This is a genomic window from Ancylobacter vacuolatus (assembly GCF_030813595.1).
In the GTDB taxonomy this organism is placed as follows: domain Bacteria; phylum Pseudomonadota; class Alphaproteobacteria; order Rhizobiales; family Xanthobacteraceae; genus Ancylobacter; species Ancylobacter vacuolatus.
The window spans coordinates 714,073-726,820 of the sequence record NZ_JAUSUH010000002.1 but is presented as its reverse complement, the minus strand read 5'-3'; the positions used below and the strand labels follow the sequence as shown (position 1 = coordinate 726,820).

At 68.1% G+C, this 12,748-nt stretch carries 11 protein-coding genes, 1 tRNA gene and 1 pseudogene; 6 read left to right on the top strand and 7 right to left on the bottom strand.

Annotation, left to right across the window (positions count from 1 at the left end; translation table 11 throughout):
* The first annotated feature begins 204 nt into the window (after nt 1-204).
* The gene (locus J2S76_RS07390; protein WP_018388683.1) at nt 205-606 is read left to right on the top strand and encodes a TIGR02300 family protein; all 402 of its coding nucleotides are present in this window, start codon (nt 205-207) and stop codon (nt 604-606) included.
* Between the two features lie 166 nt (nt 607-772).
* Nucleotides 773-848 (top strand) — tRNA-Ala (locus J2S76_RS07385).
* A 181-nt stretch (nt 849-1,029) separates the two neighbouring features.
* Here the strand turns inward: J2S76_RS07385 and J2S76_RS07380 are convergent.
* Nucleotides 1,030-1,428: a DoxX family protein gene (locus J2S76_RS07380; RefSeq protein WP_307058962.1), complete on the bottom strand. Its 399-nt coding sequence runs from the start codon at nt 1,426-1,428 to the stop codon at nt 1,030-1,032.
* 293 nt (nt 1,429-1,721) lie between these two features.
* Here J2S76_RS07380 and ppdK point away from each other — a divergent pair, with 293 nt between their 5' ends.
* Entirely contained in the window at nt 1,722-4,400 is a 2,679-nt protein-coding gene (gene ppdK, locus J2S76_RS07375; protein ID WP_307058960.1) for a pyruvate, phosphate dikinase, read from the top strand.
* A gap of 159 nt (nt 4,401-4,559) precedes the next feature.
* Nucleotides 4,560-5,114 carry a cysteine hydrolase family protein gene (locus J2S76_RS07370; protein ID WP_307058958.1) on the top strand — a complete coding sequence of 185 codons (555 nt, stop codon included), beginning with the start codon at nt 4,560-4,562 and terminating at the stop codon, nt 5,112-5,114.
* 4 nt (nt 5,115-5,118) lie between these two features.
* Here the strand turns inward: J2S76_RS07370 and J2S76_RS23225 are convergent.
* The 6 genes and pseudogenes from J2S76_RS23225 to J2S76_RS07345 all read right to left on the bottom strand — a co-directional run.
* Nucleotides 5,119-5,241: pseudogene (locus J2S76_RS23225) on the bottom strand (hypothetical protein); the annotation flags it as partial.
* Between the two features lie 30 nt (nt 5,242-5,271).
* Nucleotides 5,272-5,553, bottom strand: coding sequence for a type II toxin-antitoxin system RelE family toxin (locus J2S76_RS07365; protein ID WP_307058956.1), 282 nt, complete (start codon nt 5,551-5,553; stop codon nt 5,272-5,274).
* Nucleotides 5,543-5,788 (bottom strand): type II toxin-antitoxin system Phd/YefM family antitoxin, encoded by a 246-nt coding sequence (locus J2S76_RS07360; protein ID WP_307058955.1) that lies wholly within the window; start codon nt 5,786-5,788, stop codon nt 5,543-5,545. The genes J2S76_RS07365 and J2S76_RS07360 overlap by 11 nt, the downstream gene beginning before the upstream one ends.
* Nucleotides 5,789-5,882: 94 nt before the next feature.
* Complete coding sequence (mutS, locus tag J2S76_RS07355; protein ID WP_307058953.1) at nt 5,883-8,621, bottom strand: DNA mismatch repair protein MutS; 2,739 nt, start codon at nt 8,619-8,621, stop codon at nt 5,883-5,885.
* Between the two features lie 59 nt (nt 8,622-8,680).
* On the bottom strand, nt 8,681-9,169 hold the full coding sequence (locus J2S76_RS07350; protein WP_307058951.1) for an MmcB family DNA repair protein: 489 nt from the start codon (nt 9,167-9,169) through the stop codon (nt 8,681-8,683).
* A 9-nt stretch (nt 9,170-9,178) separates the two neighbouring features.
* On the bottom strand, nt 9,179-10,651 hold the full coding sequence (locus J2S76_RS07345; RefSeq protein ID WP_307058949.1) for an MATE family efflux transporter: 1,473 nt from the start codon (nt 10,649-10,651) through the stop codon (nt 9,179-9,181).
* Nucleotides 10,652-10,861: 210 nt separating this feature from the next.
* Here J2S76_RS07345 and argB point away from each other — a divergent pair, with 210 nt between their 5' ends.
* Both argB and J2S76_RS07335 read left to right on the top strand, forming a co-directional pair.
* The gene (gene argB, locus J2S76_RS07340; protein WP_018388674.1) at nt 10,862-11,755 is read left to right on the top strand and encodes an acetylglutamate kinase; all 894 of its coding nucleotides are present in this window, start codon (nt 10,862-10,864) and stop codon (nt 11,753-11,755) included.
* Nucleotides 11,756-11,935: 180 nt separating this feature from the next.
* Complete coding sequence (locus J2S76_RS07335) at nt 11,936-12,649, top strand: pyrimidine 5'-nucleotidase (protein ID WP_307058947.1); 714 nt, start codon at nt 11,936-11,938, stop codon at nt 12,647-12,649.
* Nucleotides 12,650-12,748 lie beyond the last annotated feature (99 nt).

The window sequence follows — 12,748 nt, the reverse complement described above, 5'->3', positions numbered from 1 at the left end:
GTAGATGTGTCGCGACGTTCGGGGCCCCCGGCGGGGAGCGGTAACGCGCAACGCCGGCAGAACCCTTCCCCGGCGGCGCAGTGGGCGCCCCTCCTAGCATGCGGGCGCTGCTGCCGCCACGGCCCTCGCAGATGCGGCTTGACTCCGCCCCGCGAGCGGTTCAATGGGAGCACCCTTTCCATCACCACCCCGAGGTCCGAAACCGTGGTGAAACCTGAATTAGGCACCAAGCGCGTCTGCCCCGTCACGGGGCGGAAGTTCTACGACCTGAACAAGGATCCGGTGATCTCGCCCTATACCGGCCAGATCGTCCCGATCACCCTGCCAGTGACGCGCGGCCGCGCGGAAGCGCCGCGTGCCCCCGTGGCGGCGGTGGTCGACCCTGATCTGGAAGAGGTCGCCGAGGTCGAGCTGGTCTCGCTCGAGGACGCCGACGAGGAAGCCGCCGGCACCACCAAGGCGGCGGTTGTCGACGACGACCTGGAGATCGACGACGACGAGGTCGCCACCGACGATGACGACACCTTCCTCGAAGAAGACGAGGATGGCGACGATGACGTGACCGACCTGATCGGCGACGGCATCGAGGACGACGAGGAAAGCTGAACGAGGAAAGCTCTGGGGATGGATCACTCGATTTAAAATCGAGGCTTGCAGTCCGATCCGCCATATGCTTTACGACCACTCCGCCCCGGGTTGATCCGGGTCGGCAAGTCCGGATGAGAACCCAAGGTGCAGCGCCCCGGCGCTTCACGCATCCGGCACCCTCGGTGGGGCCATAGCTCAGTTGGGAGAGCGCTTGAATGGCATTCAAGAGGTCGGCGGTTCGATTCCGCCTGGCTCCACCAAATCTCTCCCTGTAAACGGCATTTCAGCCTTATCGACGCTAGGCGCCTGTTGACGGCCTGCGCCCGCGCGACGCCTGTTGACGCCCCCGCACTACCTTCCGCTCCGTGGTGAATGTGGAGGCGGCAGGCCCTGCCCGGGGCAGCCGGGCAAGGCCTTTCTCAGTTTATACCCAAGCCCGGCTCAGCGCCTCTCGGCGCCGCGCAGCGCATCGACGCTCCACGGGCCGGGGCCGGCGAAGACGAGATAGAAGAACACGAAGCAGTACAGCGCCGCGAGTTCGCCGCCATTGACCAGCGGGTAGAAATCCTTCGGCGCATGGACCAGGAAATAGGCCACCGCCGTCATGCCGGAGAGGATGAAGGCGGTCGCGCGCGAAAACAGCCCGATCAGCAGCAGCGCGCCGCCAACCAGCTCGATGATGCCGGCCATGCCGGGCATGGAGGTGAGGCTGACGCCGCTCATCGGCGTCGCCGGAAAGCCCAGCACCTTGGTGGTTCCGTGCTGCATCAGCAGCAGCGCCGCCATGATTCGCAGCAGGCTGAGAATGTGCGGGGCCAGTCGTGTCAACGTGCCATTCATGGGGTCGTCCTCTCGGGGGTCAGGGATTGCCGGCCCGCCAGCCTGCCCCAACCGCCCTGCCGCTTCAATGCACGCGCGGGCGCGTCAACGGTGCGTGGCACAAAGTTCATGACGCAACTGCGAATGATGGATTGAAGGCAAGACCTCAAAACGCTAGACCAAGCGTGGGAAAAGGCACGGGACCTCTCGCGGGGACTGGGCCAACCCGTTGGCGTTGCGTACATTTCAGCCATGGCTGAATTTCCATCACGGCGTCGGGGTCCGCATCGGCTCCACCCAACAGGGCATCTGAAATGACGAAATGGGTCTACACCTTCGGCGACGGCACTGCGGAAGGTGCGGCGGAGATGCGCAACCTGCTCGGCGGCAAGGGCGCGAACCTCGCGGAAATGTCGAATCTCGGTCTGCCGGTGCCTCCCGGCTTCACCATCTCGACCGAGGTGTGCACCTGGTATTACGCCAATGGCAATGTCTACCCGGACAGCTTGAAGGGGGATGTCGACGCCGCGCTCGCCCATGTCGGCGCGCTCGCCGGCCGCACCTTCGGCGACCCCGCCAACCCGCTGCTGGTCTCGGTGCGCTCGGGCGCCCGCGCCTCCATGCCCGGCATGATGGACACGGTGCTCAATCTCGGCCTGAACGACGTCACCGTCGAGGCGGTGGCCGCCTCCTCGGGTGACGCCCGCTTCGCCTATGACAGCTACCGCCGCTTCATCCAGATGTATTCCAACGTGGTGCTGGATTTCCCCCACCACCATTTTGAGGAAGTGCTGGACGCCTTCAAGGCCGACCAGGGCTACAGCCTCGACACCGATCTGCATGCCGATGACTGGAAGGAAATCGTCGCCCGCTACAAGGCGCTGGTGCTGCATGAACTCGGCACCCCCTTCCCGCAGGACCCGCACGACCAGCTCTGGGGCGCCATCGGCGCCGTGTTCGGCTCGTGGATGAACCAGCGCGCCATCGTCTATCGCCGGCTGAACCAGATCCCGGAAAGCTGGGGCACGGCGGTGAACGTGCAGGCGATGGTGTTCGGCAATATGGGCGAGACCTCCGCCACCGGCGTCGCCTTCACCCGCAACCCCTCCACCGGCGAGAACGCGCTCTATGGCGAGTTCCTGATCAACGCCCAGGGCGAGGATGTGGTGGCCGGCATCCGCACGCCGCAGAACATCACCGAGGTCGCCCGCATCGGCGCCGGCTCGGACAAGCCCTCGATGGAGAAGGCGCTGCCGGAGGTCTATGCCGAGTTCGTCCGCATCGCCGGCGTGCTCGAAGGCCATTACCGCGACATGCAGGACCTCGAATTCACCGTCGAGCGTGGCAAGCTGTGGATGCTGCAGACCCGCTCGGGCAAGCGCACCGCCAAGGCCTCGCTGCGCATCGCGGTGGAACTCGCCCATGCCGGCGTCCTCACCCGCGAGGAAGCGATCGGCCGCGTCGACCCCGCCGCGCTCGACCAGCTGCTGCACCCGATGCTCGACCCCAAGGCCGACAAGAAGGTGATCGGTTCGGGCCTACCGGCCTCGCCGGGCGCCGCCTCCGGCGAGATCGTGTTCTCCGCCGACGAGGCGGAACTGCTGAAGACTCAAGGCCGCAAGGTCATCCTGGTCCGCATCGAGACCTCGCCGGAAGACATTCACGGCATGCATGCGGCGCAGGGCATTCTCACCACACGCGGCGGCATGACCTCGCACGCCGCCGTGGTGGCGCGCGGCATGGGCAAGCCCTGCGTCTGCGGCGCCGGCACCATCCGCGTCGATTATGCCGCCGGCACCCTCACCTCGGGCGGGGTGACGCTGAAGAAGGGCGACATCCTCACCATTGACGGCGCCACCGGCCAGGTGATCGCCGGCGCGGTGGCGACGCTGCAGCCGGAACTGTCAGGCGAGTTCGCCACCCTGATGGGCTGGGCCGATGGCGTGCGTCGCCTCAAGGTGCGCGCCAATGCCGAGACCCCGCTGGACGCGCGCACCGCGAAGAATTTCGGCGCCGAGGGCATCGGCCTCTCGCGCACCGAGCACATGTTCTTCGAGGGTGACCGCATCCGTTCCGTGCGCGAAATGATTCTGGCGGATGACGAGAAGGGCCGCCGCGCCGCGCTCGCCAAGCTGCTCTCCGCCCAGCGCTCGGATTTCCAGCAGCTGTTCGAGATCATGGACGGCCTGCCGGTCACCATCCGCCTGCTCGACCCGCCGCTGCACGAATTCCTGCCGCACACCGAGGCCGACATCGCCGAGGTGGCGCAGGGCCTCGGGGTCAGCGCCGCCAAGCTCGCCGCCCGCAAGCGCGAGTTCGACGAGTTCAACCCGATGCTCGGCTTCCGTGGCTGCCGCCTTGCCATCGCCTTCCCCGAGATCGCCGAGATGCAGGCGCGCGCCATCTTCGAGGCGGCGGTAGCGGCGGAAAAGACCACCGGCAAGAAAGTGGTGCCGGAGATCATGGTGCCGCTGATCACGGGCAAGCGCGAATTCGACCTCGTCAAGCACGACATCGACACGGTCGCCAAGCAGGTCGAGGCCGAGACCGGGGTGACGCTGGAGTACCAGGTCGGCACCATGATCGAATTGCCGCGCGCCGCGCTGATGGCGGGCGAGATCGCGCAGACCGCCGAGTTCTTCTCCTACGGCACCAACGACCTCACCCAGACCACCTATGGCATCTCGCGCGACGATGCCGGCACCTTCCTCGGCACCTATCTCGCCAAGGGCATCTTCGCGGTGGACCCCTTCGTGTCGATCGACACCGAGGGCGTGGGCGAACTGGTGAAGATCGCCACCGAGCGCGGCCGCGCGGTGCGGCCCAAGCTCAAGCTCGGCATTTGCGGCGAGCATGGCGGCGATCCGGCCTCGGTCGCCTTCTGCGAGGAAGTCGGGCTCGACTATGTCTCCTGCTCGCCCTTCCGCGTCCCCATCGCCCGCCTCGCCGCCGCCCAGGCCGCGCTGAAGATCAAGGCCGCCAGCCAGGCGTGAGGGGGCTGAAAAGAACCGTCATGCCCGGGCCTGGCCCGGGCATCCACGCCTTCTCGCCAGCGTGACGCAGGATCGTCGATCCCGGCCCAGGGCCGGGGATGACAGCGTGGGGCCGGGGCGCGCCCGTCTCGTCTCGACTGGTGCCCGGGAGAGGCCGCTATGCTGCCGTTCAACGCCGCGCTGCTTGTCATCGACCTGCAAAACGCCATCGACCATCCGAAATGGACGGTCCACGGCCCGCGCAACAATCCCGGAGCGGAGCAGGTGGTTGCCCGCCTGCTTGCCACCTGGCGCGAGGCCGGACGGCCGGTGTTCCACATCCGCCACGAATCGCCCAACCCGGACTCGTCCTATTACCGTCTGGGTCCCGGAAGCCCGTTCAAGCCCGAGGCGGCGCCGCTCGGAAACGAAGCCGTTGTCGCCAAAAGCGTCCACAGCGCCTTCATTGGCACGGATCTGGAAGCCCGGCTGCGCGCGAGCGGCATCGCCACAGTGGTGGTCTGCGGCGTCATCACCAATAATTCCGTCGAGACCACGGTGCGCATGGCCGCCAATCTCGGCTTTGCGGTGCACCTTGTGGAAGACGCCTGCTTCACCTTCCCCCGCCCCGACCATGCCGGAACGATGCGCAGCGCCGAGGAGGTGCATGCGATGTCGCTTGCCATCATGGACGGCGAATACTGCACCGTGGTGCGGGCGGTCGAGGTTCTGTAGCCCCTCACCCGCCCTTCGCCGCCGCTTTGAGCCGGTACAGCGCTTCCAGCGCCTCGCGCGGGGTCATCTCGTCGGGGTAGATGCCGGCGAGCGCCGCCAGCGGGTCGGCTTTCGCAGCAGACGGCGCATGGTGCGGGCGACAGAGGTGACCTGACCCCTACCTCTTCCCCGCCGCCTCATACACCTCGCCGCGCTCGCGCTTGCCGACCGCGACGACCACCACGGTGATCCGCGCGTCTTCCACCCGGTAGACCAGCCGATAGCCGGCGGCGCGCAGCTTGATCTTGTAGTGGTCTGGCAGGCCGCGCAGGGCATCGGCCTCGACACGCGGATGGCCCAGGCGCTCGGCCAGCTTCTTCTTGAACTGCTGGCGCAAGGTGGCGCCCAGCTTGTCCCATTCCTTGCGCGCGGAGGGCAGGAATTCGAGGCTATAGGTCATCGAGGGCGACCGGCACGCCCGTCTCGCCCGCCCGCGCCCTGGCGATCTCGACCAGCGCCCGTTCGTCGAGCGCGTCGACCATCGCCTCATAGGTCGCCGCCGGCACCATATAGGCCATGATCCGGTTGTGGTTCAGCACCGCGACGGCAGCGCCGCGCGCATCGGCGACAATAGCCGTGGGATTCTTCTTGAGATCGGAGACGCTGACGGCGATCTCGGCTTCGACGCGCTGCATAAGCTCCTCCTCCACGGCCCGTTCGGTGCGGAAATCAGCACCAAATATAGCCCTTTTTTAAGGGCCCGCTAGCCCCGCCACGCGCCGCCACCCCTCACCCGCCCTTCGCCGCCGCTTTGAGCCGGTACAGCGCCTCCAGCGCCTCGCGCGGGGTCATCTCGTCGGGGTGGAGACCTTCCAGCGCCGTCTTCACTGCTGCCGCCACCGGGTCGGCCTTCGCCACGGGGGCGGCGGGCGGCGGGGCTCGGTTCAGCGCGGCGAACAGCGGGAGGTCGTCGAGGATGCGCTGGGTGGGGGCGGCGCGGTCAGCGGATTCCAGCTCGGTCAGCACCGCGCGGGCGCGCTCCACTACCACGTGCGGCAGGCCGGCGAGCTTGGCGACCTGGATGCCATAGGAGCGGTCGGCCGCGCCCGGCACCACCTCGTGCAGGAAGATCACCTCGCCCTCCCACTCCTTCACCTTCACCGTCGCGTTGACGAGGCGGGAAAGCCGCTGCGACAGCGCGGTGAGCTCGTGGAAATGGGTGGCGAACAGGCCGCGGCAGCGATTGGTCTCATGCAGGTGTTCGAGGCTTGCCCAGGCGATGGAGAGGCCGTCAAAGGTCGCGGTGCCACGGCCGATCTCGTCGAGAATGACCAGCGAGCGCTCCGTTGCCTGGTTGAGGATGGCGGCGGTCTCGACCATCTCGACCATGAAGGTGGAGCGCCCGCGCGCGAGGTCGTCGGCGGCGCCGACGCGCGAGAACAGCCGGTCGACCACGCCGATGCGGGCCAGCGTCGCCGGCACGAAGGCGCCGGCCTGGGCGAGGATGGCGATCAGCGCGTTCTGGCGCAGGAAGGTCGACTTGCCCGCCATGTTCGGGCCGGTGACCAGCCAGATCCGGCCCGCGCGCGCGCCCTCGGGCGGGGAGAGCTCGCACTCATTGGCGACGAACGGCCCGCCATCCCGGCGCAGCGCCTGCTCTACCACCGGGTGACGCCCGCCCTCGATGCGGAAATCGAGCCCGTCATCCACCTCCGGGCGCACATGGCGCTCGTCCACCGCCAGCTTGGCGAGGCCGGCGGTGACGTCGATGACGGCGAGCGCCTCGGCGCAGGCGCGGATCGCCTCGGTCTGGCCCATGACAGCGCCGACCAGTTCATCGAACAGCAGCTGCTCCAGCGCCAGCGCCCGCTCGCCGGCGCTTGATATCTTCGCCTCAAGCTCCGCCAGCTCGGTGGAGGTGAAACGCATGGCGCCCGCCATGGTCTGGCGGTGCAGGAAGACGGCGTCGAAGGGCGGCTCGCGCAGCCGGTCGGCATTCTGCTGGCTCACCTCGACGAAATAGCCGAGCACGGCATTGTGCCGGATCTTGAGGGCGCGCACCCCCGTTTCCTCGACATAGCGCCGCTCCAGCGCCGCCACCACGCGCCGGCTCTCGTCGCGCAAGGCGCGGGTGGCGTCGAGTTCGTCCTGATAGCCGGCGCGGATGAAGCCGCCGTCGCGGCGGTTCAGCGGCAGCTCGTCGGCGAGCGCGGCGCTGAGCGTCGCCGCCAGCGCCGGGTCGACGCCAGTGAGCGCGGCGGCGGCCCGCGTCAGCTCGGCGGGTGCGGGGGAGGCGGCGAGCAGCGCGGCGATCTCCATGCCCTCGCCGAGCCCCCTTCCGATGGCGGCAAGGTCGCGCGGGCCGGCGCGCCCCAGCGCGACGCGCGAGAGGGCACGGGCAAGGTCGGGCACGCCGGCAAGGCGGTCGCGCAATTGGGCGCGCAAGCTGGTCTCATTGGCCAGACACTCCACCGCATCGAACCGATCGGCCACCCGCTTCGGGTCGGTCAGCGGCTCGGCCAGGCGGCGGGCGAGCAGGCGCGCGCCGGCCGAAGTGACGGTGCGGTCCACCGCCGCCCAGAGGCTGCCGGTGCGCTCGCCGGTGGTGGTGCGCAGGATTTCAAGGTTCGCCCGGGTCGCCGGGTCGATGATCATCGCCTCGCTGGAGGCCTCACGCTGCGGCCGGCCCAGCGGCGGGCGAGCGCCGAGCTGGGTGCGCTCGATATAGGCGACGATGGCCCCCGCAGCGGCCAGTTCGGCGCGGGAGAAAACACCAAAGGAATCAAGCGTTGCCACCTGGAAGAAGCCGGCGATGCGGCGTCCGGCGGTGGCGCCGTCGAAGCTCTCCTTCGGCAGCGGCGTGACGGCCGGCAGGGTGCGCCAGAGCGGGCGCAGCTCGGCATCCTCATAGACCGAATCGGCGACCAGCAATTCGGCCGGCTCGATGCGGGCGAGGTCGGCGGAAAGCCTTGTGCTGTCGGTCTCGGCGACGCGGAAGGAGCCGGTGGAGATGTCGGCAAAGGCCAGCGCATAGACATAGCCGTCGCCCTCTTCGCCCGCGCCGCCCTTCACCCGCGCGAGACTCGCCAGCACGTTCTCGCGCCGCGCGTCGAGCAGCGCATCCTCGGTGATCGTGCCGGGGGTGACGAGGCGGATGACGTCGCGCTTGACCACACTTTTCGGCCCGCGCTTCTTCGCTTCGGCCGGCGGCTCCATCTGCTCGCACACGGCAACGCGATAGCCGGCGGCGATCAGCTTGTGCAGATACTCCTCGGCGCGGTCCACCGGCACCCCACACATGGCGATGTCCTCGCCCTGGTGCTTGCCGCGCTTGGTGAGCACGATACCGAGCGCGCGCGCCGCGATCTCGGCGTCTTCGAGGAAAAGCTCGTAGAAGTCGCCCATCCGGTAGAACAGCAAACTGCCGGGATTGGCGGCCTTGATCTCGATATACTGCGCCATCATCGGCGTGACGCGCTCGGCGTCGCCGGGCGCCTTGGGCGCGGTGCTGTTCAAAGGCTGATCCATGAAGGGGACGCTGGCAGAGGCGGGGCCCGCCTTTCAAGCGTTATGGCCGGTTATCCCCTCTAAAGCGCGATGCCCCGCAAGGCGTCGGGGTCCATCAGCCCCATCAGCCTCCCCGCAGCGGCGCGGGCGAAGCGCAGGGTGAGCGCCTTGCGGGTGGCGCCCGCCATCGGGTGGCGCGGCGCCTCGCGCACCAGCCCGGCGCCGAACATGTCCGCGACGAGAATGCCGGTATCCTCGGGCAGGATCTCGAGCGGGAAATCCGGTCCGACGGCGAAGAACAGCCGGTCGCAATAGAGCCGGTACTCGGTCCATTTGCGGTCGGTGCGGAAGTCGATCACCGAGGACTTGATCTCGACCACCCACACCTCTCCGCGCGTGTCGAGCGCGGCGATGTCGGCCCGCCTGCCGGAGGCGAGGCTGAACTCCGGCACGCCGACGAGCCCGCGCGCCACCAGATAGCGCAGCGCCCCACGCTGGATGCCGCGGGCGGTCTCGGACTGGCGCCCATCGGGGGGCAGGACGAGGTCGGGAAAGCTGGTATCGCTCATTCCCGTACTCTATCCGTTCTCCTCCTCGCGAGGAAAGACCCCCGCGGCGGTCTCGATGGCCGGAGCGTCCTCGCCGCGCGAGAAGGGCGGCAGTTCTGGCCCCGCCAGCGGCGTTCCCGGTGCCGGCGGCGGCATGCCGGCGTGCAGCCGGCGAACCACGGCGAAGGCGCAGATCAGCGCCGCCACGCCGAAGGCGACCGAGCCCAGCGCCTGCCCGGCGAGCACCCCCTCGACGCCATACCAGCGGCTGCCGAGCCAGACGAAGGGAATGGTGCCGAGCGTCGCCCGCCCCCAGTTGAACAAGGTGGAGAGCAGCGGCGCGCCGAGATTGTTGAAGGTGGCATTGGCGACGAACAGCGCACCGAAGAACACATAGGCCCCGGCGGCGTAGAGGCAGAAGAACTCGACCAGCGCCACGCCTTCCGCCGACAGGCCGAACAGGCCGGCGAGCGGCTGGCGTGCCAGCGCCAGGACCAGCCAGACGCCGAGCACATAGGCGATGGTGAGCTTCAGGCTGTCGCGCACCGTCTGCCGCACCCGGTCATAGCGCTGGGCTCCCACATTCTGGCCGATCACCGGGCCAATGGCGCCGGTGAGCGCGAAGAGCGGGCCGAAGGCGACCGGAATCAGCCGGCCGATCACCGCCCAGGCTGCCACCGCCGCATCGCCATGTGGGGCAAGCGCATAGGTGACATAGGCATTGCCGACCGGGGTGGCGATGTTGGTGAGGATAGCCGGCACCGCGATGGCCGAGAGCGGGCCGATATCGGTGAGGAAATCTGCCAGCTTCGGCCGCGCGGCGAGCCGATGTACCCGGATCACCGCGTTAAGCCCGTAGGCGGTCATCACCACGCGGGCGATCACCGTGGCGATGGCTGCACCCTCGACACCGAGGCCGAGCCAGAGAATCAGCAGCGGGTCGAGCACGGCCGTTGCGAGGCCGCCGGACAGCGTGACCCACATCGAGCGCCGCGCGTCGCCGATGCCGCGCAGCGTGCCCGACGCCGCCATGCCAAGACCAAGCAGGGGCGTGGAAGGCAGCACGATCAGCAGAAAATTCCGCGCCAGCTCAAGCGTCCGCCCGGTGGCGCCCAGCAGCGCAAGCAGCGGGCCGAGAAAGGGCAGCATGGCAAGCGTCATCAGGCCGGTGGCGAGCGCCATGTAGATGAGCGAGGAGGTGGAGAGCCGCCGCCCATCACCGAGCCTTCCGCTGCCGATCGCCCGCGACACCAGCGCCGAGCCGGCGATCATGACACCGATGCCCACCGAGGTGGTGAAGAACATCACCGTGCCGGCATAGCCGATGGCCGCCGCCAGTTCCTCCTCGCCCAGCAGCGAGATATAGAACAGGTTGAGCAGGTCGACGACGAACACCGCCATCAGGCCGACCGAACCGGCCGCCGTCATGGTCGCGACATGGCGGAGAGTCGAGCCTTCGACGAAGCGGGCCTTGAGGGGCTTGCGGGTGGTGGGCGTTTGCATGGGTTGGATATGGCACGCGCGGATGCCGGCGGACAGGTTTGCCGGTGCAAGCCATTTCTTGCACGCCCGCCCTCTGTGCCCGCCATCCCTCCGACACAAGGCGATGATTGAGAAGCGTCATCGAAATCGGCTAGAAGGGCACTCCCCATCCGGCCGCCCGCGCGGCCACGCGCCTGTCTCATTCCCGCTCCCGTGTGAACGGACCTGCCCATGACCTCCGAGACCATTGACGACCACACCAAGGCCCGCGTGCTGGTGCAGGCCCTGCCGCACATGCAGCGCTATGACGACGCCATCATCGTGGTGAAATATGGCGGCCACGCCATGGGCGACGAGCAGGTGGCGCGGGACTTCGCGCAGGACATCGTGCTGCTCGAACAATCGGGCGTGAACCCGGTCGTGGTGCATGGCGGCGGGCCGCAGATCGGCGCCATGCTGGCCAAGCTCGGCATCAAGTCGGAATTCGCCGCCGGGCTGCGCATTACCGACAAGGCCACCGTCGAAATCGTCGAGATGGTTCTGGCCGGTTCGATCAACAAATCTCTCGTCGGCTTCATCAACGAGGCCGGCGGCAAGGCGCTGGGCCTGTCCGGCAAGGACGGCAACATGGTCGTCGCCTCCAAGGTGACGCGCTCGGTGCGTGATCCCGATTCGAACATCGAGCAGGTGATCGACCTCGGCTTCGTCGGCGAGCCCGAGACGGTGGACACCACCGTGCTCGACCAGATCCTGGGCCGCGAATTGATCCCCGTGCTCGCCCCGGTCGCCACCGGCAAGGGCGGCGGCACCTTCAACGTCAATGCCGATACCTTTGCCGGCGCCATCGCCGGGGCTCTGGGCGCCAAGCGGCTGCTGCTGCTGACCGACGTGCCCGGCGTGCTCGATCGCGACAAGCAGCTCATCAAGGAACTGACCATCGCCCAGGCGCGCGCGCTGATCGCCGACGGCACCATTTCCGGCGGCATGATCCCGAAGGTGGAAACCTGCATCTATGCGCTGGAGCAGGGCGTGGAGGGGGTGGTGATCCTCGACGGCAAGGTGGCCCATGCGGTGCTGCTGGAACTGCTGACCGACCACGGCGCCGGCACACTGATCACGCGCTGAGAGCATCATGGCCGTCGTCCCGGGGATCCACGTCTTTGGCGGACGCGCGGGAACGACGTCGTGGATGCCCGGACCAAGCCCGGGCATGACGTCCCGCACACGGTCCCGGCTCTTCGCTGCGCTACGGCCGGGATGACGAAGGCCTCGCCCCGCGGCTCGGTCTTCGCTAATGAGGACGCCATGACGACATCCCCCGCCGCCGCCGCACCTGTCGACTTCTCCCATGTCGAGACCTGGGTGTTTGACCTCGACAACACGCTCTACCCGCCCGGGCTCGACCTGTGGCGGCAGATCGACATGAAGATGCGCGCCTATATCGCGAACTTCCTCGGCCTGACGCTGGACGAGGCCTTCGCACTGCAGAAGGGCTATTACAAAAAATACGGCACGTCGCTGCGCGGGCTGATGATCGAGCACGCGATGGACCCGGACGACTTCCTCGCCCATGTCCACGCCATCGACCTCGCCAGCCTGGAGGCCGCCCCCGCGCTGGGCGAGGCGCTCGGCGCGCTTCCGGGCCGCAAGCTGGTCTACACCAATGGTTCGCGCGGTCATGCCGACCAGGTTCTCGACAAGCTCGGCATCTCCGAGCATTTCGCCGATGTGCACGACATCGTCGCCGCCGAGTTTCACCCCAAGCCGCAGGAGACCGCCTATCGCGGCTTCCTGACTCGTTTCGATGTCGATCCCACCCGCGCGGCGATGTTCGAAGATCTCGCCCGCAACCTCGAAGTGCCGGCCATGCTGGGCATGCGGACCGTGCTGGTGGTGCCACCGGGCCTCGCCGTGAACCCCGCCGATCGCGAGGCATGGGAGCATGAGGGCCGCGACGGCGCCCATATCGACGTGGTGACGGACGATCTGACGGCGTTCCTCAACAGCCTTCGGGTCTAGGAGGCCCATCGTTGGCAGAACCTGACGGCTCCAACCTTGAGGTCCGTCATCCTGAGGTGCCCGGCGTTTCGCTGGGCCTCGAAGGATATTCAGCTGCCC